Source organism: Rahnella sp. ChDrAdgB13 (assembly GCF_017655185.1).
Classification (GTDB): Bacteria; Pseudomonadota; Gammaproteobacteria; order Enterobacterales; family Enterobacteriaceae; genus Rahnella; species Rahnella contaminans.
The window spans coordinates 1-20136 of sequence record NZ_JAEMGT010000045.1; the positions used below are offsets into that span (position 1 = coordinate 1).

The following is a 20136-nucleotide window of genomic DNA, read 5'->3' on the forward strand; positions in this document are numbered from 1 at the left end:
ATATGGCCCTTGCCACACACCCTGATCGAATCCCAAACTATCCGTGTCAAAGGAAAAATAAATGCCAGATATTGGCTGACTAACGACTCGCGTTCTGCCAATCCATTTGCCGAGGATGTCCAACTGCACGCCGATTGCTTCATCGATATCAAATTCGGTAATAAACGCACTCATCGCGTCAGTGACGTCAGACAGCGGACGAGTTATCAGATCAATATGTTCAACGAAAAGCGGCTTTTGGCTGTGGTAGTTGGTAATGAGGTCAGTATATTTACTCATGCCGTCACCGTTATATCGATGTTACTCACATCACACGTAGCAGATTCGCTGTAACCGATTGTGATATTCGCGGCAGCAACCGTCGCCGCGCTTTTGCCAATCTGCAGGCTGGTGATGTCGTAATATCGGCTTTCCCCGCCGCTCACTACGTCGAGATTTGCCGGTGAATAAACCCGGCTTAAAAGAACGTCATCTCCGATTGTCAGCGCATTTATATATGCGGCGATGGCCGTTTTAATATCTTCGCCGATCTGCGTGGTGTAACCCGTAAATGCCTGAAGTGAAATAGCGATATAAACGGGTACTGGTACCGGGCGGTTAAACCCAATTACGTGAGGATTCCCGTATTTATCAGCGACGGTAATTTGCGTGGTGCCATTCGGAGTAACACCCTGCCCTTTTTTCAGCTGTGTCGTTGTCGCGATTTCTGTCGCATCACCGCCGTCAATCACCGCTGTAATTGAGTGAGGCGGTAAGCCGTTTGCATCAACAGCGCCCGTATCGTTCTCATAAAGCTTGTGCCGCGTAACACCGGAGATGTTAGCTATCGCACCATCGAGCGCATCAAACGGTGTAACCGAGGCCAGCGCCACACTCTGCGCCTGTCGGATCCGCAGCGCCGCATCAGTTTCAGCAGCTGTCCCGACGGTGGCCGCACTCGGATTTGTCACTGACACCCACCCGCGCGTCGGCGTGTTGATGATTGTGATAGTTCCTGCCAGAGCAGCAACAGCGCCAGTAGTAGCGCAAGTTGCCGTAACAATCACAGTGCCATCAATGCCGATCACCACCGAAACAGGCAGTGTCCACACAATATTGTTCGCGTCTCTGGCCGAACCGTTTGTGATTTCCAGACCGATAGTGCCGGTGATCAGCAGGTCAACCGTTGAGTTGTTCGCCGGGTCGCGGTAAATCCCATTTATTTTCACGTTGCTGGACAGCCCGTTACCGATACCGGTAGCCGGAGACTGTCCGTTATAGACGGCAATAGCCGTGTTGTTCGCGTCGTGAATTCCCAGTGCATAGAGAGCGATCATCTGCCCGTCTTTACTGTCCGGATCTAAATAGGCGTCAGTGCCATAAATTTGCTGAAAGTAACCGGTTAATGTGGTGAGGATGGTCTGGTAATCAGGTGCACTGATCCCCTGGTCTGTTACCGTCGCCGATAACCCCAGTGTGTCAAGATTGAGAGCCATTATGCCTCGCTTGTTACTGTGGCAGTCCCGTAGATGGTGTCGATGGTCGCCGTAAACGTAACGCGCCTTGTGGTGCTGTTTACGGACGTATCAAAGGAGATAATTGAGCTCACACCCTGCGTCTGCAGAATGTGCTGGCGGATAGCCAGGTTATAAACATCGGGGCTTTGCTTGCCGAGAACGGACTGGATGTAAGGCGTTCCGGCGGTCACATCGAGGAACCACTGACCACGCCAGAGGTTGAACCTCGTTTTAACTGCCTGCGCCACCGTCTCCGGCGAATTAATCAGAAAGGTGTTATCACCCTGACCGAACGTGTAATCACCGTTGGCGTCTTCGCGTCGATATCGCATATCTTTTACCTGCTTACCACCAGCGAACCTGGCCGATGAGATACCCGACTGCGGCAATGAAAATAACCAGCCACAGCATGATGAATTTCCAGTTTGGTAATTGCTTAATCATTAATCGCAACTCCCGTATTAGTTTGCTAAAATCAATCACAGATTCTCCCTTGCCTTTCCCAAGGTGCAGAAAGTAGAAAGCCCCGAACTGTTGGTAGCAGTCGGGGCTTTCGCTTTTTGGCATTCAAAAAACCAGCTCAAGGCTGGCTATCACTTCTGGGTATTCTTTACACCGGTTTTCCTGTCTGACCGCTGCCCGTCTGCACGCCACTGTGGACGTGGTTCTGCACGCTCTTACCGCCAGCCGTAACGTCATTGGTCACGGTGATTGGCCCCAGCATCGTTGCGCTGCCGCCGCTTTCACCCATGCCTTGGCTGAGTGTGCCGTTTATCGTTACCGCGCCGTTCAGGATTATGGTAGGTGATGTAATTTCTGTACCGCCCTGCGCGTTGGCCACCAGTTTGCCGGGAGTGGTTACGGTGATGTTATGCTCGGCGGCAACTTCAATGAATGCAGCCCCATCATCGGTACGCAGCTGCGCGGCGCTGGTGCTAATGCCGCTGATTTTTTGCGCCTGAGACTGCGGGCCGACAATGGCGAAAGCATCCGATAAATCGTGCTGACGCGTATCCACTGGCTCCTGCACGCCGCCACTCTGCCACCAGAAGTCGATACAACGATCGGCAAAAATGACCAGACATTCGTCACCGGCTTTAACCGGGAACGTCAAAGTGACCCCGCCGCCGCGCGGAAAGATAACGGGGACATCAGATAGCAGAGGTAACGGCGCAGATTGCTCGTTCCCTGAACTATCTGTTTGCGTGCCGCTAATGGCTGGCTGAACAACGCAGGTCACCGTATCCGGATCGAACGACTGGATAATTCCCGGCATAGCAACACGTAAACCGGATGAAATGGCTTTGGTCAGGGCGGCGTCGAGGTGTTCGCGATCGCCAACCTGAGAATCAAGAGATACGGGCATGTGTTTCTCCGGGCAATAAAAAACCCGCTCAGTGGCGGGTTGATGTATGTTTTCGTTTTCTTATTGACAGTACGTTGTACCGGTATTCGTCGTATAACACTCGCGATGAACCTGACTATTACCCTCGCGCCCGGTCTTAACCGTTGTTCCGGTGCCGGTGGTAAAAGACTGCGTGTCTACACTCCGCCCTGCGCTATCCGTACCCGTACAATAAGTTGTGCCGGTAACCGTCTTAGTGCAGGTGACGGAGGCAATGGCTGGGCAGGCAAAGGCGATAAGAACAAAAACAAGCTTTTTCATGATATCGGCGTAGTGAGTGCAATGGTTGACTGAGAAAGTTTATCTCTTCCCCCCTTCGCCAGACAGAGCAAATCCATGTACCACGACTGCCCGCGAGTATCACCAGTATAGTTAATAGCGCCGACAAAGTAATCACCATCGAGATTTATCGCAGCTAATTGGCCGTCACCGGGTACGCCATTAACGTACACATTACCGTCAGATGTGCTTTCGCCCAGCACGCCCGGCGACATGCCTATCTGCTCGTTCGAGAGACTGGCACGGTATACCGAAGCCTGATCTAACCGGATAAGACCACCCAGTTTAATGTTTGGGTTTATCAGGCAACGAACATTGATACCGGCCCCCATGGTCTGCTGTGGCATACCGATCAGCCCGGTGTTCGCATTGAGAACGATGGTGTAATCCAAATATCTTGTTTCTGGCACAATGTGCACCTGGTTGTTTTCATACCACCAGTTTGCATCACATTTTTCAGCTATATCATTCATTGTGTCGGAGGTGTTGCCGACGATGACTTTTGCCCGCGGAAATACCGTTTTTGGCATATCGGGGACGACGCCTGTGGTGATCCCGAAAGGTGAATAGGTTTTCATGGCTGCCCGAAATACGGCATCATACGTCCAGCCCGCGGCAATTGTGGTACGCATCCCGGCGTACATGTGCCCGTTCCAGCTATCAATCGACTGAATCAGTAACCAGGTATCGGTAATATTGTCCTTACCCGCCACGGTGAACCGTATTTCACCATTAAAAATCATGCCGATATTCTGATCGGGATAATTCCCTGCGTCATCCACATTGCCATCGTATCCGGCAATAACACGAATTCGCCCGAATTCTTTCTTTTTTATCCGGTTCTGCGTTTCCTGAGACAAGTTGTAAATTTTGAAATTGCCAACAAAGCCGTTAAAGATGGTGGCTGGCATTTTTTGAATATCGAACGTCACTTTTAAGTCAGAGAGCACGATCCCGTTTCCGTTGTCGTCCAGAAGCTCTATCTCAAAGTGACGCATCCAGTTCTCAGACATTATGACTCCGTAACCGCATAAAGATGGCTCGTTGTACCGAGGCCGGTTTGAGTGGGATACTCTACGCCAGGTTCATCGCACCCGACCGCCAGACTGAACCCAAGGCCGAGAAAGGAGTATTGCGCCAGCAGGTCTACGCCCGTGACCAGGGGAATGCCGGTGATGATGGCGGTATCGCTGCTATTGAGCAGGTCAAGCACCCACCCCATAGCATCCCGCCAGACCAATTTCATCGTTAATACGTTTCCGTTCAACGTGATGCTAAACGTCTGGTTATCAGCTGATAGCGGAATTTCTGTGATGACCATTTATCCCCCGAAAAGACTGCTGAGAATGGACTGACTTACAGGTTTCGGCGTTTTTACACCGGTGTTCTGCGTCGCGCTGGTATTCACTCCCTGCGTCATGTTCTCTTTACCGGCACTGGTGATCACCTGCGTTTGCGTGGTGATCACCTCCCTGAGAGTAAGCGTTGCCATCAGGACGTTTTCGCTGGTCCGGTCAGTAGTGACATCCAGAACGCGGATCAGCATGTTGGTATACAGCCGTTTGCCCGTCACCACATCAAAGGGTTTTCGGGAGCGTTGAAGCGCAAGCAATTCCTCGTACATTTCCTTTGGGCTTTTCCCCAGCGTCAGACCTAGCCCTGAGGTGTCAGTGAAATCCAGCACAGAACCACCACCGGAAAAGCCTGTTTCCATCACAACTTCAGAGGGCCTGCGGAATGCATGTTCCGCGATAAATCCGGCACCGTCTGCGCTTGCACCGCCCGTGGTGGAGGTCGGCACCTCAACAGGATGTTCCGTGATTTCCAGCGTATCGCTGTGTTTCTCTGTAATCACCACGTCAGGAATAATTAACCCTATCTGGCGGGAACGCTGGCTGAATAAAACTGAAAGGATATCCATCAGCTGTTACCTCGCCTGAGCTGCTGTGTGTTTCTGGAATTTACGGAGTTTTGCTTATCAGCGACGATATTCCCTGCTTCACGCGGGTCGCTTACGCCGGATATATAAATATTGGTTTCGTTTTGCTGATTCATGCCATGCCCCGGCATGTTGCTGAGCACCTTCGGCACGTAGTTTCGTGTTTCCTGCGGCATCAGCCCCATTCCATATTTCTGGACGTTGCCAACCCCCCAGTTGTATGAAGCCAGCGTTTTCTCCAGATCACCGCCGTTCATTTTCATCAACTGGCTGAGGTATTTTGCGGCCGCCTGCGCTGATTTAACCGGGTCAAACACATCGTTGCCGCTCAGGCCCATATCGCGCGCAGTTGGATCCATAAACTGGAACAAGCCTTTTGCGCCAGCGCCAGATTGCGCCAACGGGTTACCTGCTGACTCAGTAATAGCTACACTTTTCAGCAGGCCAGCAGGCAGCTGGTAAAGCCCCTCAAGCTTGTTCAGGGTTGGTTCAAGCAAGTTGAGAAGCTTTGAGCCTGACTCGGTAGCGCGCGGGCGACGTACTGACTGGGCATGCTGTTCAGGCTCACTATCTTCAGGCGTGGTACCGCTGAAGAAGTTTTGCATGTCTTCTGTATCTTTGTCGGACATGATGTGAGCTTTACGCAGAAGCCGCCAGAACGGGCTGTTCGCCAGCTTACGACCGAACTCATCAAAGAAACCGTTGAACTTGAGGTTTACATAATTGATGGCGTCGGTAATGGCTTTAGACCAATCACCTTTCATGAAATCAGAAAGGCTCTTTAGTGTGTCCTTCCAGGTAATCGTGCCGTTATTCAGGTCGTTTAGCTTATCGGTGAACCAGTCCAGCCCTTTTTTAGCCGCTTCAATACCCGGTTGCCATTCCTCCCAGTCGACCAGGCTTTTCCCGCCCTCTTTCCACGTTTTGTAATCGTCGTATAGGGCTATCAGGGCAAGCCCTAGCGCGGTTATCAGTCCAATAGGTGAAGCAAGGAACGCACTGTTAAGAACGCGCCAAGCCACAATAAGCGCACCGAACGTTTCAATCAGCTGCTGCGTGCCTTTATCGAGGCTATTCCACCACTCCCGGATATCTCCCGCGGCCTGAATCAGCCGGAACACGACGCGCCCAATAACATCAGCGAGCCATAGCAGGCCTTTAACACCCCGCGTTATGGTGCTTTCAATTTTTGGGAAGTTGTCGAGAATTTGCTTACGCAGCTTATCGATAGAACCGGCCAGACCATCCGCCAGGTTAGAGCCGATTTTGTCCCGCGCCATACCCGCCATCGCGCCGAAATCGCGCAGCGACGTCATAAAGCGGTTTGAGCCAATGGCAGCCTGATCGGCATTAAAACCGATGGCTTTCGACATGGCCGAGTATTCAGCGGTAAAACCGGACATGCCGCGGCGCATTGCCATCAGCGTGTTTTCATCAATACCCAGCATCTGCGCGTACTGATTTGCCCGGTAATAAGGCATGCTCTTCAGCTTGTCACCGACGCCCGAGAACACGGAAGCCATGTCCTTCATGTTGCCTTTGGCGTCTCGCGTCTGCACACCCAGCCGGTTAAGAAAGCCTTCAGCGCCCGGATTGTTACGCATGAACCGGGACAGGCTTTCCAGCGAACTCTGCGCCGCTTCGGCGTTCGAACCCGTTTGTGAGGCTGCGTACCCCAGCGCCTTAATGCCCGCCACGCTGGCGCCAGTGCGCTGTGATGCCCAATAAAGGTTATCCAACCCGCTGGCAATCTTCGCCGTAAAGGCTGTCACCGTCAGCGCTGCGCCTTCAACAACAGCCGCCATTTTGAACACGTTGGCCGTCACGCCAGCGATCACAGCATCGAACTTTTTAGCGCCAGCGTCATCAACAGCAAAACCGAGACTGACCAGAAAGTCTTTAATAGTTTCAGCGTCCATCGTTATCTGCTCTCCACTTCGCAATCCGCGCTTCGTTATCAGCTTTCAGGCCAAGCCAGTCATTCATGCGGGCGATATCAGCCAGATCGACAGAACCATCCAGCAGCTTGCCATAGCTGATATACCCGGCATCAACCGGGTTCATCAGATAGTCCTCGCCGTCAGGAAGGCTGTCGAGCATCAGACCTGCTGCGCTGCTTCCGGCGTCTCGCTGCCGGGGAGTTCTCGCAAAAAATTTCCCAGACTGTCGCCTACCACGCGACCGACAATTTGCAGCATCTCCAGCATGTCGATGTCGTCAAAGGCGATGGCATCACCCTGCAACACTGGCACCCAGCTTTTTTGATGCTGTCGTGACACGACTGCCAGGCAGGGGAAGATCACCGCGTTAGCGTCGGCGTCGCTTAAGTCAGACAGCGACTGCGCAATTCTCGGCAGCACTTTCTCCATAATGCTGACAGAGTCGCCCTTTGCTGCCAGCCCTTTGATTGCCTGAAACTCTGAAAGCATTCCGGACAGCACAGGCAGCAGCTTACGGGAAACTTTGAACTGGTCAAACACGCTCAGCTTGGCAACTTTGTAGGTATTACCCTTGATGTCGAATTCCATCTATTAAAACTCCCCAAACAGTGAATCAATTTTGATGCAGTCAAATACCCAGGCAACGGTCGCGCCATCTTCGGCGTTGGCAAAATCAGGCACTTTTTGAAATGCCCCGCCCCGCGCCGTCACCAGATCGCCGGAAACGGAATTTCGCACAACGAACACGTTGTTGCCCCACAGCGCAGAGGACAGGCTTTGCGCGTTGTAAGCGATGGAGAGCTTTTTATTTTGAGGGGAAGTCTTCAAAAGATTGACGGTGATCGTGCCAGACTTGCCGCCGTGCAGGCTGTGCATGCCCTCGCCATCCGCACCAATGGTCATGGTGTTTTTGGCTTCGGCCATCGTGACCGTAATACCTTCCTTCGCGTTCGCAGAACCAGAGCCGAGGTCAATGATCCCCGTTGGCCCGGTCATTGAGCACGACACATCAAGAAACGAGTAGGTATGTCCCATGATTTTTCCTTAGCGAACGACGTTGATTAATACGTCAGCGAAATGAATGGCGCCGGCCAGTTTGCAGGCCACCTGTACGGGTACGGATTTTCGCGCCTCACGGTCTGACTGCGCCTGAGAAGAGATGGCGGCCATGTAGACGTAATAGCCCTTAGTCAGCGTGTCGCCCGGACTGACCTGCCCGATTGGACCGCCATTCCAGACGCCCGGCGCGACCAGGCCGTTAGTGACCGCTTGCCCCATCGACTGCTCAACATTGGTCATGATGCGCGTGTTACCGGCGTCCGTTTGCGGGATTTTGGTCGTCGAGGTGTAGAGCAGGTTGTACAGATTGGTCTGGACGTAGTTTTGTAACCAGTCGAGGCCGTGACGTTCGTCGAAGAAATCGCCGTTTGCCATCACACCCTGCTGGATGATTGCCGTGTCATTCGCGTAGTAGACGAAGACGTTGGCGTTTTTACCGTCAATGGCCGCTGCCTGAGAACTGGTCAGCGTTTCGTAGGTTACGGTCGGCTCCTGCTTGAATTTCAGCGTGATGGTGGTGTTGTTACCGCTAAAATTGACGGTGAACGCGCGACCGAACGCAGAGAGTGCGGCATATTTGCTGGAAGACGAGTACTGAACGAATGAACGGCTATAGCTGCCGGTTTTCAGCTTGGTTGCCAGATCGGTGGTCACCGATGCAACGGCTGTGTCCGGATCCTGCGTCGTCACGGCCAGAACGCGGCTGACGCTGGCGGATTCGATGGCCGTTGCGACAGAAATCATGTCCGCGTCAGCAATCTCATCGCCGTCAGCAATGCCAATTCCGTACCAACTGCTGTATTGCAGCACGGCGTTAACGGCCTGAAGCAGTGTTTCAACGGTACCGCTTTCGCCTGTTGCCAGCGTCTTAGCCCATCGGCCAACATAAACCTCAGTAGGCGCTGGCGATTGGGAGAAAAATACCGTAGCAGCTTTGTACTCTTCACTGTCAACGCCAAAGTCCGTGCCGATATCCTCTGCGGCGCTGTACAACCGGATACGCTCAGTCATTGGAATGACCTCGGAGGAACCGAGAATAAGCAGAGCGCCAAAATTGCGCCCCGTTGCCGCCGTCGGTGACATGATGATGTCAACGTTGACGACATTAGAAACTGGTAAGCCCTGTGGCATGATTTAATCTCCGAAAAAGGAAACGGGTACAGAAAGGATGGATTTGATACCGTAGGTGCGAACGAGTTTGCGACGAAGTTGAATAATCATGTCGTAGCGCCTCACCCACTGGTTGTTGATTAGTTCAGGTGCCGAGGTGAGCTTGGTGTATGCCCCCAGAGACAGGCCAAGCACGTTGAGCTGCGCGTTATTCTGGGAAACCTTCAGGCCATCGCGAAACTGTGAGCTGATGCCCTGGCTGCCAGGGCCGTAGAACGAAGCCATGCATTCGATTTGTTCATGCTTCCACATTTCGGCAGAATCATCGGTCTGGTTTTGAAAGGCCGGGTTAGCGTCATCCGAAATATCGATGATCCCAAAGGCGCACCAGTTTGTATCCTGTGGTAGTTGCGGCGGTTGAACAGGCGTCCAGCGCGGTCGGACGTAACCCTCTGGAAGCCCAGTCAAGCCAAGGATCCATTCACTGAGACTTCTCTCAAGAACCTCGTCATCGTCGGGTAAAGCACCTGTAGGCGTAAGCCAGGTTGCCGTAGTGGTGTCATTACCCATTCGGCGTCCCTCCATCAAACGGCAGCAGTTCGCAGTGCGCCTGAACGAAACCCGCGCCGAAAGCCGTGTACGGGTCAACGAATGTCACGCGATAATCACGATTCTGATAGGTCACAATGTCCGCATCGCGGCCGGTTTGCCCCTGCGTGAGCCGCTCGGTGGTAACAATAAGAATTGCCCCGGTCACCACTTGCCCCTCCTGCATACGGCGTGCTTCGAGCGAGCGGTCAACTGTAACGACTCCAGTAAACGTTGTGCTCGTTGGGGTGTTTGCTGCGAATCCCTGTCGATCCACAGTTTGGATATTGCGGGTTACTACCAGAGAGAAATCAGCGAAGTCCGGATCGGACAAAATTTCAGTTACATCAAGATTTGGCATTTTTATCCCTCACGACATAGGTTATGGCGCGCCGGTACTGGCCTTCATCAATCAGCGGCCTAGCGTTGGCGTTGTCTGCTGCATTTCCGGCTGCGCGGCTGGCAAGCTCTTTTGCTGCGCCTTTTCTCCCGCGTCTCGCCCTTGCAGACAACGTGCTTTCAGCCAGTGGGGTAAATCCGGTGATGGTCATGTACCGCTTAACGCCCTGTGCAGCGATAATGCCCGCTGAATTTAAGGCACGATCCGCGGCAGCGGCGTTCCCTTCAAGCGTGGCAACAGCCGCCGCCTTGAGTTTCTCTATTGTCTGGGACTGAACGGACTGGACACCGGGCTTGAGGTGGGGACGCGCCGGGATATTTTGAGCGGGCGATCCCTTCTCGTTTATGTACCCGATCCCGGCATTACCAAACGGAACATCTTCACGCTGGCTATCTTCTGCGGGGATACCAACCAGCACATCTTTTTTGCTGATAGCCCGCAGCGCATCAAAGATGGCTTGCGTGTTGTCAGCCCGAACAGTAACGCCGCTCTTCATAGCTGCCGCCCCCCGGCACCGAACATCGTTATCAGTTGGTAAAACTCAGCGCCGTACCGGGTGTTGTTCCAGAAACCTGCGTCAGGGTTTAATGTCGCGCCAGTGTCATAACTGACGCTGACCTTATCCACTGATTTTGAGGACTGGACACCGTTGGTAGAACCGCCGGGGCCACCTACAAGCATTGCCCGACTATCCGCAGCCCATAGCGTCATGTAGTGAGCAACGAATAACTCAGCGAAATACGGGAAAAGTTCTTTTCCTGTGAGCTTTTCACTCAGCAGCACGTCAGCCAGATTCAGGCGGAACTGGACTTGTGCATCAGGGTATTTAGCGGGGTCAGCAAACTGAGGGAAATCGCGGCGGAAATCACTTACCGTTGGAAGGCTTTGATTCTTTGGCATCGTTCGCCCCATTACCGCCAGCTTGTGCAGCGGTCAATTGCGATTGCAGGCTGTCGTTTTGTTCCTGCAGCTGCGTCAGCCCCGCTTTAAGATCGGCAATAAGCGTATCTTTATCGGTGATCTGCGATTGCAGGCTGTCGATAAGCTCCTGCTGGTCAGTCGATTCGTTTACGCTGCCCTCACCCAGCTCTGCGTGTTCCTGCGTAAACCAGTGATTAGCGACCGTTTCCGACACTGTGTAACGCCCTTTGCCGAACTCTTTGACTGAGCTGTCACCCAAAGTCAGTTTGAACGGCGTGTGAACGTGGATTAAAACCAGTTTTTCTTTAGCTGCCATTTTACTAAATCCTTTAGGCCCCTCGCAGGGCCGTTCTGGTTATCAGATGCCGTCCACGTAAGACAGGGTTTCTTTGTATACGGGCTCAATTGCACCGAGCTTGCCGTAATACGTTACGATCTGGTAAATGCCGCGATACTGCACAGGGATGCTTTGCAGTGGTACGAGCGGGAAGCGGACATACTTCTTATCGTTGGTGTAAGCAACCATGCGGTCTTTACCACCGACACCACGCCCCTTCAGCCACTTGACCGCACGGATATTCAGAGGAATACCGTTCTGGTGATAGCTGATGGTGTTGGTCTGCAAGTAAGTCAGCAATGACTGGTTACCGGCGGAGGAAACGATGGTGCTCGCCAGCAGAGAGAATTGCTCTGGTGGGATCAGGAGGTCTTGAGGGACGACCGAATAACCGGAGGCAGCCCAGGCAGCATCCAATACAGAGTTAATGCTCTGGCGGATTTCGTCCGGTGTTGATGTTGCCCATGTTTTGGCAGCATTATTCAGTGCTACACCGTTCAGGTTCACCAGACCTTTCAGACCAAGTGAAGCATCGCCCACATAGACTTGCTCATCGGTATCCATGTTCCATTTGAGCTGCATCCCATCGTATTTTTGAACATCAATAGGGCGCCCGACCTGCTGAGCTGCTTGCAACTCAATGACTGTCCAGCCCAGCTCCATACCCCAGAGGTTTACTGGGTTACCGTCTCGGTCGATATCGACGTTCACACCTGCAATCGCAGTCGAGTCCTGACCAATCCAGTTTTTACCGTTTGGATTAGCGCCAGAGCCCGCCGCGGCAAATGAGGTGTTTGTCCAACTGGAAATGGTATCAGCAATAGACACGTCTTCACGCAGTTGGATGTCCCGGCCCCACGTATAGCCCACTAAAGGCAGATTGAGTGTCTGGTCGAGACGCTCCAATTCGCCGATTAGAAAGGCACCTGAACCGTCTACAGTTGCCTGATCGAAAGTAATCATTCGTTTGTTCCTTAAATTTTCCAGGAGATTTCAGCGTTGCCCTGAGCATCGCCAGCACCGGTGAATTCCGCGTTCGGCAGCACCACGTTTTTGCCGTTTACAGAAGTGGACATAACGCCACCCAGCGGCACATCAATGGTCGAATCGAGGGAGACAACCACATACACCGGCGCACCTTTTGTAATCGTGCTGGCGTCGAAGCTGGAGCCCAGATTCACGCTCATATAGCCGCGCTTCAGAGCATCGCCTGAGAAGTTTTTGTCAGAACCGACCTGACGAACCATGTCTGGCGTTGAGGTGGTTGGGTATGGACGGACGTAAAAACCCTTCACCTTGTCAATGGTGTCGCCATCAGCCAGTGGAACGAAATGACCGTCTGTGTCGTACTTACCCGCCAGGCCATAAGCAACAAAGGCGTTAGCAGAGTTCAGGATCACAGGCTCGGTCGTTAAATCCTGAGGACGTGAAATAGCCCCGGCAATGCCTACCGGCATCCGTAAGAGATATGCAGTCATCGTTAATTATCCTTTGCGGTTAGCCCAGAATTCGGCGTTAGCTTTGTTGATATCGGAAATGCTTGGTGTGCCAATTGGACGCTGAGCATCACCAGTATGGGTGCGGGTGTTGCGACCTTTCGCCAGTTCAGACACGGCAGTAAATGCCATATCAACCGACTGTTTTGGCAGCTTGCGAATGTCAGCATCGCCGACAATTTGGCGAACTAATGCTTTATCAGCAGCGGCCAGCACTTCGCGCTTAAAGGCAGTCGGTTTAACTTTGCGGCTCAGATCAATACCAGGCACGATGACATCAGCACGGTAAGCAGAGTCGCCGGTGATGGTCGTGAGGTCTTCCTCTTCATCGCCAGTAAGCTCTTTATTTTTCCCGTCATCACCTGAATCAGTCGTTTTTCCCTCCAACTTGTCCAGGCGCATCAGAATTGCTTTTGCCCAGTCGGGAACATCTTCAGCATTGTCGCCCGTCTTCAAACCGCCCAACTCCGGATCCTTATCCGGAAGAGGCTGTTGTGGAGACAGGTTAATATTGAGATTCACACCCTGTGGAAGGTCTGCATTATCACCCGTCAATGAGGCTGGCGCTGATTCCGCCAGTTCATTCAAGGTGTCCGAATCGCCGGTTTTGATTGCACGCTGCATACGCGTCCACCAGCTTTGTTTCTGTGTTGTTGCCATCGTGTCTTTATCTCCAATTGCGCAACGTAAACCGGCTCTGCCTTTGGGGACAAAAGCCACATGATTTCCTGTGATATCTACCTGTTCAGCTTTCCCAGGCTCGGTTTGTTCATACTCTGCGTCGTAGCCGCATGACACTTCCCGCAATCCATCTTCAATAAGCTGAATGGCGTACTCGTCCTTGACGATCAGGTCAGCCAGAACTAAATCAGCCTGGTTACCTGTGCCCTGACGAATGTTTTGCAGGTGTCCCATTGCCAGCTCACGCCAGTTCGTGGGGTTTACAAATTGAATGTTTCCTTCGGCATCTTCTGGATGAAGAATGGTTACGCTCATCCCTTCAAAGGAAGCGAGGGTTGCCGGATGGAATACCTGCTCAGGTGATCGGTTAACGACAATCTCACCCGCTGCATCAGGCGTTAATTTTGGTAAGTCCTGAGCGCTGTATAGCTGCTTGCCCGTTCTGGCTATCGGTACGTCTTTACACAACAACGAACTGTCGGCCAGCAGATAACGGGTCTCGCCTAATCGGCTTTCAAAGAAATATTTCATTATTCACCTGCTGGAACGCGGGCATAAAAAAAGGCCGCCGATTGGCAGCCTGGTTAAAAGTATTAATTGTCGCGATAACGCCCTATTTAACATAAGGGTCATTTAGCGCCCTGCGAGATAGACACTCGTTCAAATAACGTAGCGTAAGGGGTAAAACTGGGCATCAAATCGCAATAAACAGCAACTTTCCGAACACAACATTTTTGCAACAAATCACGACTATTGATGTTCAGCCAGAACAGAGAACCAACACGACATTTTCATGTGTTTTCTCATAATTATGCTGCGACACGAATCGCCTTCCCTCTCGATGTTGAGATACGCATGCCATCGAGCGTGCGCTGCTGGCCGTTACTGCGCAAAGCCGCAACATTTGAGTGAGGGAATACAACCTCACAGTAGCACCGGCAATTGGGTAGTGCGCCAGCATGCCCCGCCATACCGTCGAGCGTCGGCGGGTTATCCCAGCGAACAAACACCCCTTCCATTTTGGCGTGTGATTCACGCACATCACCATCATCAGAAGTGCGCCAGATGTAACCAATAGAGCCAATTGAAAGCGCTCTGGCTTGTGTCAGCGCCGTTGATGCACGGCCTATTTCAGTCCGGGCAATCAGATTGGCGCGAGACTTGGCAACATCACCCGACGCGGCAATTTCCTTCGCAAAGGGTTCAGCGCGGCCACCGGTGACCACCGCTTCGATAGCCTTGTTCTGAATATCATAAATGCGGTCAGCGGCTTCGAGAGGCAACGACTTGATGTATTTGATCTGCTCGGCAACGATGGATTTCATCACCTGTCCCACAGGGGCGTTATCAACCATATTCCGCAATTCAGAGCCAATTGCCTTGCTGTATTCCCGCCACTGCTTTTCATTTTGCCGTGTCACGTCGATTGTAAAGCTTTCCGCTACTTTGGTTGCCCACGGCGTGATGATTTCGCTGTAGCGTTCCAGCGCATCCATGATCTCGGTTACGCTATCGTTTGAACCATCGTATCGGCCATTTACGATGTCCCCCACGGCTCGCGCTATCTGCCGTAGGCTCGTTCGATATCGGGTCTCCGCTTGGCGACTCCGGTGGTTTGTTGTTAAGTTCGCCGATGCCTGGCGGCGGGGTGTCTTCCGCATTCTCAATATCCTCATCGGTGATTGATGCGCCAATGCCCGTTATATCAGAAGTTTCGCGTAGGTCAGTCATGGCGGCCTTTTGCGTCATTATGCCGTCGGCCATCGCCGTACTCAGCGCGGTGGTTGTGTTCACGGCAACCGTTGAGCGATCGACATCTGACATTTGCCAGAGCGGATTAAATTCAAAAGTGAAATCATCCGGCAGCGGCTTACCGAGTTCCGAACGGTACATGATATCGAGTAGGCGACGCATTGGTTGACGCATGCGCCTCTCCTGCAGTGAACTGACCCGGTCGTAATAATTGGCAAGGTCAGCGTCCCCCGTTGAGAAACCCTTCGGCGACTGCCCGAATAAGCGCACCAGCGGGATACCCACAGCACCGCTTATCTGTTCAGCAAACTGAGAGATCACATCATCCAAGCCACTAAAACTGTACTGGTGGGTCTCGAATTTATCTTCAGTATCCATAAGCGTCATACCTTCGTTGCTCTGGAACTGACGGATCAGGTCGATGTTCTTCAGCAGTGCATCGTATGCAGGGCCGCCCAATGCAATTAACTCACGGAGCTTTTTCACGCCATAAGTGCGCAGATGCGCTTTATAGACCAACTGAGCTGCGCCCACAGTGGCGCTATCAAAAGCGGTTAGCCTGTCCCAGATGCGTTCTACGACCGACATTCCCCACTCATTTTCGGTCATCTTCTGCTGATAGGGCAGCGTCACGCCGTCGAAGCGGATTAGGCGGCTGTGATGAATGCGCCATGCCGGTATGCCGGTGGCAGTTGTCACAACGTCGTAAAATTCAGGCTTGCCGAGGTCTGGCCCCATCTCTTTGATGCGTCGCGTCAGCACCGGGTTAATCATCCAGCGGTCGAGTGGAAGGATCCCTTTAAACTTGCCTTCGCCAATGGTCTCCAGCCGTAGCGGCGTGAACGGTGCCTGCCCTTCAATCATGATGAAGCCGACCGCGCCGCCGTAAAGGCGTGACCATTTGAGCGTGTCGTTCAATGCATCCCAGATCTGAAGCTCGTCGAGCTGCGACTCAATAACGCCGCGGTCTTTCGCATCGATTTCCGAAGTGATGCGAATGCCCTTACGGGTCATGTCGTCGGGAATGGCATCGACTGCCTCACCGATGACCCACGACGAGCGATACGACCATTCAATCGTTAAACGATTACGGCTAGTGAAATTCGGGCGGTACGTTGATGCTGAGTGTTGATTGGGTGTCTGCATTCCCACCCGGGCAGCAAAGTTTTCATAACCATCGGCGGTAGCCTGAGCAGTTCGCTTTCCGGCTGGTTTGTTTCGTGCCATCAGGCCTGTCTCCCTAGCAGCTCCCAGATATTCAGGGCTGAATTCATTGGCGCGTAATTAATCATCACCGAGTCAGCCAAGTTCGGCGACTTGGTGCCGTCTGGCTGTTTGTCCACGTCGATTTTCCCCACGCCATTAATGGAGTAGGTTGACTGTGAGAGTTCAATGATGAGTTTGTCTTTGTTCTCCATTTTGCTGCTGATGGAGATGATCTCGTCGGGGTTGAATGGCATACCCTCAACAACGGCGCGATAAGTGTTTTGAAAAAGCTTGCGTAAATGCCACCAACTTTGAGGCTTAGCCCGGGCAAAGAAATCTTTGTTCAAGCGAGCTGCTTGTCCGTTGTCGCCGCGCACGGCTTCATCCTCTGGGTCGAACACCCCGCCACTTCCGCGAAACGGTGTGGCAAGAATTGTCGGTCGCCGGGCTGATTTGCGCAGTTCGTTGATCGCCCGTGCATCCCCACGCACACCCGCACCCAAGCCGTCTTCGTCAAAGCGAAATTCGTCCAGCCTGTCCTCTTCGCAGTAACCGAACACTTTCTCAACTGACTGGTAAATGTCGCTGCCGACGCCGGACCACTCTCTGACGTTCTCGAGCAGGAAACCATGACGAGTGGAAAAGGCGTTTTTGTCTTTGCCTTCATCCGCAACGTCCATCGCGCCCTGACGTTTACCTGTTGGCTGAATACCGAGTTTAATGTGAGCATCTACGGCAGCCTGAACCCAGTCAGAAGGGATCAGGACACCTTCAGCGGATGCGCTGTAGTTCAGGTCAAGTTCCTGAGCCACCAGCACCGGGTTATCAATCTTCTCGCACTCCTTGCGATACCACTCATCATCCTTTCTCGGGTCGCTGCGCCAGTGGAACGTGAACACGGGAATTTTCCCGCCATGCCGCTTCTGGGCGAATGGGTTCGCCATGCCGTTGACTGATGATAGGTCAATACGACAGCGCGTTGTCTGAGAGAGAGCGGCATCAATTAGCAGTGGCCTTTGCAAAAAAGCTGACTCATCGACCAGATAAAGCGTCGTTCTGTCACCACGGCCTATGTTATCGCCAGCTTCGCCCTTGATAACCGCACCAGTCTCTGGAAACTCAACGCGCATGTAAGGTGCGTGTTTTTTGTCGTTCCAACTACCGCGAAACTCGACCGGTAGCGTTTCTACAAATTTACGCGCTTTCCAGAACAGAGCCTTTGGGTCACCGGTGCTATCGACGTACTCCTCTTTTCGGGAGCCAAAGCCGATTACCATTTCTTTATTGAACAAGCACAGAGAGCAAGCCATTCCTACGGCAGTCCAGCTCAAACCCATTTCACGGCTTTTTTCGGTTATGCCGTTTTCCATTTTCTCGCGGCGGTCCATTATCCAGTGGATCCACTCTTCCTGTTTCGGGAAAAGCAGAAAGGGAATGGTGACCGGTAGGCCATAGTCGATATTTCGAGGGTCGGTGGTCATACCCCAATCGATAATGAATTGCGCCGGGTTAGTCCGATAAAAGGCTTTTAACGCGGGTAATGTTTCTGGGTTAGCCCGAATGCGTTGCAACCTCTCCATGCGCCATTCGAACACCTGGTTGTAATCCGGGTTTTTAAAGTCGAACGGGAACGGAATAGGCATTGAAAGCTACTCTGGATAATTGAGGGAAAAAGTGGGCTATTTAACATAATGGACGTTACCCGCCCCACGCTAAGAGCACTCATCACTGAATTCAGGCAAGAGCTCTATTTATCAGGGTTTTCATGGGGGAACGGGACAAAATAGACTGCATAAACAGTGCATAAAAGGCACCTCAAAATGCATAGAGTTTTTATGCTTCGAAGCGTCTATTTCGCACTGTTAACCCATTAATTTGCGGTACGCTTCGGCGGCTTCGTCAGCGGTAAGATTGGTTGTCTGAATTGCTCCGCCATTCGGCCCGCTAAGTTCAGTTTTCTTCGGTGCTTCCCAGCCGCGCATTTCTGCCAGTTGTTTAATGGCTGCTTTCGGATCATGAAGTTTTATCTTCAGCCCATCCTTCCCAGCCGTAAGCTCAGAGATTGCAGCCATCTGTTCGGGCTTCAATTCGTTGGCATTTTTGAATGACCAGACGGACTGAGTAACGGGATTGCCGTCATCATCCTTACCAACAACCTGAGTGCCGAACGTTGCCAGGTCAGCAATGGACGTTCGCCCCATCACGCTGAGGCGCTCCATCGCTTCTTCGTACGTCATGATGGCTTCGTTGACAGCTTCGTACTGAACGGACTTCAGGAAGGCCTGAACGTTATCAAATGTTTTCATTCGGCTGGCTTGGGCCCGCGCCGTATCATCCGTCTTTGCCTTTCCGCCTGATGCTTTGTACGCCTCGGTCTGATTCTTTCCTTCCAGCAAATTGGTAACGAATCTCTGCTGTAGTTTCGTCAGGGCATCGAAAAGCGCCTTTTGTTCTTCTGTCAGCGTCATTTCGACTCCTTGATTCCTACTTAATGAATGTAACCTTCGTGGTTATCAGTCGGCGGATTAATCTTGCGGCTTCACGTTCCATATCTGCGATGGTTTCTGGCGTTGCCGCTTTGTGGCGATATTTACGCTCAATCTCTACCAGAACAGCATTCGCTTCAATGTTCTGTGGGTGGATTATTTCAACGTTAAGGCGAGACATTGCTATTCCCCATCCATTATTGGTGTAATTAAATAATGCTTAATCTCAGACGTAGAGATAGATATTTCTCCCCCTCCATCTAGAGATATTGTGAGAAAACCATTATCAAGTGTAGGACTACGTTTAACCTTAAGGGCGTTACTTGCATAAGGGCCGGGTCGAACAAGCACTTCGAAATGGCTTATAATATTTGATTTTTTTAATACACCTATGTCGTTTGCCGTATAACTAGTTACCTGGTGTTTATCGTACGATCCAATCCCTATAGTTTTCCCAACCCTCTCAATCGCCGACTTTTCCGATACCTCTGCAATCTTAAGTGCTGCTCTCAGGCATTTTGCAGCTGCAACCTCAGGAAGAAGCCCGTACCAGTTATCTCGATATACTGAGTAATTCAGAATATCTTTTCCGTTACAGTCCTTGATGCTCACAATTGCGTCGTCTGGATGGCTCATTTAGGGTTTCCCGCTGGTTGGTTATGTATAAACACCGGCAACCGATGATTCATTGTTTTTATTCTGTTAAAGGCACTCATTGAATGCCTTTTGCAGAATTTTATAAATACTTCTTAGCCAGTTCTTTCAGCTCGTCTTTTGCAGCTTCGCCCAGCTGAGTCACACCGCTTTCGATGAAGTTAAGTGCTGCGTCAAGGTCGGACACACCGGCTTTGGCTTCCGCTGCTGGGGTTGGGTCTTCGGCTACTGCAACAGGTGCCGGGGCGACCATGTCAACTACTGCAACGGTTGGCTGTGCTGCTACGTCTACTGGAATATCTGACATTGTGGTTACCTTTGGTGTTGTAGTTTCGGCTGTTGCCGGTTTGATGTAGATGCTTTTCAGCCATGCGAGAAAACGCTTAA

At 52.1% G+C, this 20136-nt stretch carries 28 protein-coding genes; 1 reads left to right on the plus strand and 27 read right to left on the minus strand.

All coding sequences use genetic code 11. The features are described from left to right. The 4 genes from J8X26_RS14230 to J8X26_RS14245 form a co-directional block, all read right to left on the minus strand. A partial coding sequence (locus J8X26_RS14230; RefSeq protein WP_208951179.1) for a DUF2612 domain-containing protein occupies positions 1–279 on the minus strand: 279 nt, incomplete at its 3' end. After that, positions 276–1475 (minus strand): baseplate J/gp47 family protein, encoded by a 1200-nt coding sequence (locus J8X26_RS14235; RefSeq protein WP_208951180.1) that lies wholly within the window; start codon positions 1473–1475, stop codon positions 276–278. The genes J8X26_RS14230 and J8X26_RS14235, both read right to left, overlap by 4 nt. Beyond that, entirely contained in the window at positions 1475–1828 is a 354-nt protein-coding gene (locus tag J8X26_RS14240) for a hypothetical protein (RefSeq protein ID WP_208951181.1), read from the minus strand. The genes J8X26_RS14235 and J8X26_RS14240 overlap by 1 nt, the downstream gene beginning before the upstream one ends. A gap of 278 nt (positions 1829–2106) precedes the next feature. Next, a complete protein-coding gene (locus J8X26_RS14245; protein ID WP_208951182.1) occupies positions 2107–2862 on the minus strand; it encodes a Gp138 family membrane-puncturing spike protein in 756 nt (251 codons plus the stop codon). Between the two features lie 42 nt (positions 2863–2904). On the opposite strand from J8X26_RS14245, the gene J8X26_RS14250 reads away from it, so the two are divergent. Then, complete coding sequence (locus J8X26_RS14250; protein ID WP_208951183.1) at positions 2905–3195, plus strand: hypothetical protein; 291 nt, start codon at positions 2905–2907, stop codon at positions 3193–3195. On the opposite strand, the gene J8X26_RS14255 is transcribed toward J8X26_RS14250, so the two are convergent. The 23 genes from J8X26_RS14255 to J8X26_RS14365 all read right to left on the minus strand — a co-directional run. Beyond that, entirely contained in the window at positions 3159–4193 is a 1035-nt protein-coding gene (locus J8X26_RS14255; protein ID WP_208951184.1) for a hypothetical protein, read from the minus strand. The genes J8X26_RS14250 and J8X26_RS14255 overlap by 37 nt on opposite strands. Next, the gene (locus J8X26_RS14260; protein ID WP_208951185.1) at positions 4193–4501 is read right to left on the minus strand and encodes a hypothetical protein; all 309 of its coding nucleotides are present in this window, start codon (positions 4499–4501) and stop codon (positions 4193–4195) included. The genes J8X26_RS14255 and J8X26_RS14260 overlap by 1 nt, the downstream gene beginning before the upstream one ends. Then, positions 4502–5101, minus strand: coding sequence for a phage baseplate protein (locus J8X26_RS14265; protein ID WP_208951186.1), 600 nt, complete (start codon positions 5099–5101; stop codon positions 4502–4504). Further along, positions 5101–7038 carry a transglycosylase SLT domain-containing protein gene (locus J8X26_RS14270; protein ID WP_208951187.1) on the minus strand — a complete coding sequence of 646 codons (1938 nt, stop codon included), beginning with the start codon at positions 7036–7038 and terminating at the stop codon, positions 5101–5103. Before J8X26_RS14270 ends, J8X26_RS14265 begins: the two co-directional genes overlap by 1 nt. Continuing rightward, the gene (locus J8X26_RS14275; protein ID WP_208951205.1) at positions 7028–7183 is read right to left on the minus strand and encodes an NTP pyrophosphohydrolase; all 156 of its coding nucleotides are present in this window, start codon (positions 7181–7183) and stop codon (positions 7028–7030) included. Before J8X26_RS14275 ends, J8X26_RS14270 begins: the two co-directional genes overlap by 11 nt. Positions 7184–7218: 35 nt before the next feature. Continuing rightward, entirely contained in the window at positions 7219–7647 is a 429-nt protein-coding gene (locus J8X26_RS14280) for a phage tail assembly chaperone (protein WP_208951188.1), read from the minus strand. Positions 7648–7650: 3 nt separating this feature from the next. Continuing rightward, positions 7651–8094, minus strand: coding sequence for a phage protein (locus tag J8X26_RS14285; RefSeq protein WP_208951189.1), 444 nt, complete (start codon positions 8092–8094; stop codon positions 7651–7653). A 9-nt stretch (positions 8095–8103) separates the two neighbouring features. Beyond that, entirely contained in the window at positions 8104–9249 is a 1146-nt protein-coding gene (locus J8X26_RS14290) for a DUF3383 family protein (RefSeq protein ID WP_208951190.1), read from the minus strand. A gap of 3 nt (positions 9250–9252) precedes the next feature. Next, the gene (locus J8X26_RS14295; RefSeq protein ID WP_208951191.1) at positions 9253–9798 is read right to left on the minus strand and encodes a hypothetical protein; all 546 of its coding nucleotides are present in this window, start codon (positions 9796–9798) and stop codon (positions 9253–9255) included. Next, complete coding sequence (locus tag J8X26_RS14300; RefSeq protein ID WP_208951192.1) at positions 9791–10177, minus strand: head-tail adaptor; 387 nt, start codon at positions 10175–10177, stop codon at positions 9791–9793. Before J8X26_RS14300 ends, J8X26_RS14295 begins: the two co-directional genes overlap by 8 nt. Next, positions 10164–10712, minus strand: a complete 549-nt coding sequence (locus J8X26_RS14305) for a hypothetical protein (protein WP_208951193.1) — start codon at positions 10710–10712, stop codon at positions 10164–10166. The genes J8X26_RS14300 and J8X26_RS14305 overlap by 14 nt, the downstream gene beginning before the upstream one ends. Then, positions 10709–11116: a DUF4054 domain-containing protein gene (locus J8X26_RS14310; protein WP_208951194.1), complete on the minus strand. Its 408-nt coding sequence runs from the start codon at positions 11114–11116 to the stop codon at positions 10709–10711. Before J8X26_RS14310 ends, J8X26_RS14305 begins: the two co-directional genes overlap by 4 nt. Beyond that, positions 11082–11453 carry a hypothetical protein gene (locus tag J8X26_RS14315; RefSeq protein ID WP_208951195.1) on the minus strand — a complete coding sequence of 124 codons (372 nt, stop codon included), beginning with the start codon at positions 11451–11453 and terminating at the stop codon, positions 11082–11084. Before J8X26_RS14315 ends, J8X26_RS14310 begins: the two co-directional genes overlap by 35 nt. Positions 11454–11495: 42 nt before the next feature. Continuing rightward, on the minus strand, positions 11496–12437 hold the full coding sequence (locus J8X26_RS14320) for a DUF2184 domain-containing protein (protein WP_208951196.1): 942 nt from the start codon (positions 12435–12437) through the stop codon (positions 11496–11498). An 11-nt stretch (positions 12438–12448) separates the two neighbouring features. Next, positions 12449–12952 carry a hypothetical protein gene (locus tag J8X26_RS14325; RefSeq protein ID WP_208951197.1) on the minus strand — a complete coding sequence of 168 codons (504 nt, stop codon included), beginning with the start codon at positions 12950–12952 and terminating at the stop codon, positions 12449–12451. 6 nt (positions 12953–12958) lie between these two features. Beyond that, positions 12959–14182 (minus strand): DUF2213 domain-containing protein, encoded by a 1224-nt coding sequence (locus tag J8X26_RS14330; protein ID WP_208951198.1) that lies wholly within the window; start codon positions 14180–14182, stop codon positions 12959–12961. A gap of 278 nt (positions 14183–14460) precedes the next feature. Beyond that, a complete protein-coding gene (locus tag J8X26_RS14335) occupies positions 14461–15204 on the minus strand; it encodes a phage minor head protein (protein WP_307803476.1) in 744 nt (247 codons plus the stop codon). Next, on the minus strand, positions 15161–16630 hold the full coding sequence (locus tag J8X26_RS14340) for a DUF1073 domain-containing protein (protein ID WP_208951199.1): 1470 nt from the start codon (positions 16628–16630) through the stop codon (positions 15161–15163). Before J8X26_RS14340 ends, J8X26_RS14335 begins: the two co-directional genes overlap by 44 nt. Continuing rightward, positions 16630–18252, minus strand: a complete 1623-nt coding sequence (locus J8X26_RS14345) for a TerL protein (RefSeq protein ID WP_208951200.1) — start codon at positions 18250–18252, stop codon at positions 16630–16632. Before J8X26_RS14345 ends, J8X26_RS14340 begins: the two co-directional genes overlap by 1 nt. Positions 18253–18471: 219 nt before the next feature. After that, a complete protein-coding gene (locus J8X26_RS14350) occupies positions 18472–19077 on the minus strand; it encodes a terminase small subunit (protein WP_208951201.1) in 606 nt (201 codons plus the stop codon). 16 nt (positions 19078–19093) lie between these two features. Continuing rightward, positions 19094–19276 carry a hypothetical protein gene (locus J8X26_RS14355; RefSeq protein ID WP_208951202.1) on the minus strand — a complete coding sequence of 61 codons (183 nt, stop codon included), beginning with the start codon at positions 19274–19276 and terminating at the stop codon, positions 19094–19096. Positions 19277–19278: 2 nt separating this feature from the next. Then, positions 19279–19731, minus strand: coding sequence for a hypothetical protein (locus J8X26_RS14360; RefSeq protein WP_208951203.1), 453 nt, complete (start codon positions 19729–19731; stop codon positions 19279–19281). 100 nt (positions 19732–19831) lie between these two features. Then, positions 19832–20136: hypothetical protein (locus tag J8X26_RS14365; protein ID WP_208951204.1), on the minus strand; the 305-nt coding region annotated here is incomplete at its 5' end.

Coding starts and splice junctions, on each gene's coding strand:
- J8X26_RS14265 (WP_208951186.1), bottom strand. CDS start 5,101: ATGGATATCCTTTCAGTTTTATTCAGCCAGCGTTCCCGCCAGATAGGG.
- J8X26_RS14240 (WP_208951181.1), bottom strand. CDS start 1,828: ATGCGATATCGACGCGAAGACGCCAACGGTGATTACACGTTCGGTCAG.
- J8X26_RS14245 (WP_208951182.1), bottom strand. CDS start 2,862: ATGCCCGTATCTCTTGATTCTCAGGTTGGCGATCGCGAACACCTCGAC.
- J8X26_RS14320 (WP_208951196.1), bottom strand. CDS start 12,437: ATGATTACTTTCGATCAGGCAACTGTAGACGGTTCAGGTGCCTTTCTA.
- J8X26_RS14340 (WP_208951199.1), bottom strand. CDS start 16,630: ATGGCACGAAACAAACCAGCCGGAAAGCGAACTGCTCAGGCTACCGCC.
- J8X26_RS14355 (WP_208951202.1), bottom strand. CDS start 19,276: ATGTCTCGCCTTAACGTTGAAATAATCCACCCACAGAACATTGAAGCG.
- J8X26_RS14235 (WP_208951180.1), bottom strand. CDS start 1,475: ATGGCTCTCAATCTTGACACACTGGGGTTATCGGCGACGGTAACAGAC.
- J8X26_RS14255 (WP_208951184.1), bottom strand. CDS start 4,193: ATGTCTGAGAACTGGATGCGTCACTTTGAGATAGAGCTTCTGGACGAC.
- J8X26_RS14285 (WP_208951189.1), bottom strand. CDS start 8,094: ATGGGACATACCTACTCGTTTCTTGATGTGTCGTGCTCAATGACCGGG.
- J8X26_RS14270 (WP_208951187.1), bottom strand. CDS start 7,038: ATGGACGCTGAAACTATTAAAGACTTTCTGGTCAGTCTCGGTTTTGCT.
- J8X26_RS14275 (WP_208951205.1), bottom strand. CDS start 7,183: ATGAACCCGGTTGATGCCGGGTATATCAGCTATGGCAAGCTGCTGGAT.
- J8X26_RS14350 (WP_208951201.1), bottom strand. CDS start 19,077: ATGACGCTGACAGAAGAACAAAAGGCGCTTTTCGATGCCCTGACGAAA.
- J8X26_RS14310 (WP_208951194.1), bottom strand. CDS start 11,116: ATGCCAAAGAATCAAAGCCTTCCAACGGTAAGTGATTTCCGCCGCGAT.
- J8X26_RS14315 (WP_208951195.1), bottom strand. CDS start 11,453: ATGGCAGCTAAAGAAAAACTGGTTTTAATCCACGTTCACACGCCGTTC.
- J8X26_RS14295 (WP_208951191.1), bottom strand. CDS start 9,798: ATGGGTAATGACACCACTACGGCAACCTGGCTTACGCCTACAGGTGCT.
- J8X26_RS14250 (WP_208951183.1), top strand. CDS start 2,905: ATGTATGTTTTCGTTTTCTTATTGACAGTACGTTGTACCGGTATTCGT.
- J8X26_RS14305 (WP_208951193.1), bottom strand. CDS start 10,712: ATGAAGAGCGGCGTTACTGTTCGGGCTGACAACACGCAAGCCATCTTT.
- J8X26_RS14300 (WP_208951192.1), bottom strand. CDS start 10,177: ATGCCAAATCTTGATGTAACTGAAATTTTGTCCGATCCGGACTTCGCT.
- J8X26_RS14330 (WP_208951198.1), bottom strand. CDS start 14,182: ATGAAATATTTCTTTGAAAGCCGATTAGGCGAGACCCGTTATCTGCTG.
- J8X26_RS14260 (WP_208951185.1), bottom strand. CDS start 4,501: ATGGTCATCACAGAAATTCCGCTATCAGCTGATAACCAGACGTTTAGC.
- J8X26_RS14345 (WP_208951200.1), bottom strand. CDS start 18,252: ATGCCTATTCCGTTCCCGTTCGACTTTAAAAACCCGGATTACAACCAG.
- J8X26_RS14290 (WP_208951190.1), bottom strand. CDS start 9,249: ATGCCACAGGGCTTACCAGTTTCTAATGTCGTCAACGTTGACATCATC.
- J8X26_RS14325 (WP_208951197.1), bottom strand. CDS start 12,952: ATGACTGCATATCTCTTACGGATGCCGGTAGGCATTGCCGGGGCTATT.
- J8X26_RS14280 (WP_208951188.1), bottom strand. CDS start 7,647: ATGGAATTCGACATCAAGGGTAATACCTACAAAGTTGCCAAGCTGAGC.
- J8X26_RS14360 (WP_208951203.1), bottom strand. CDS start 19,731: ATGAGCCATCCAGACGACGCAATTGTGAGCATCAAGGACTGTAACGGA.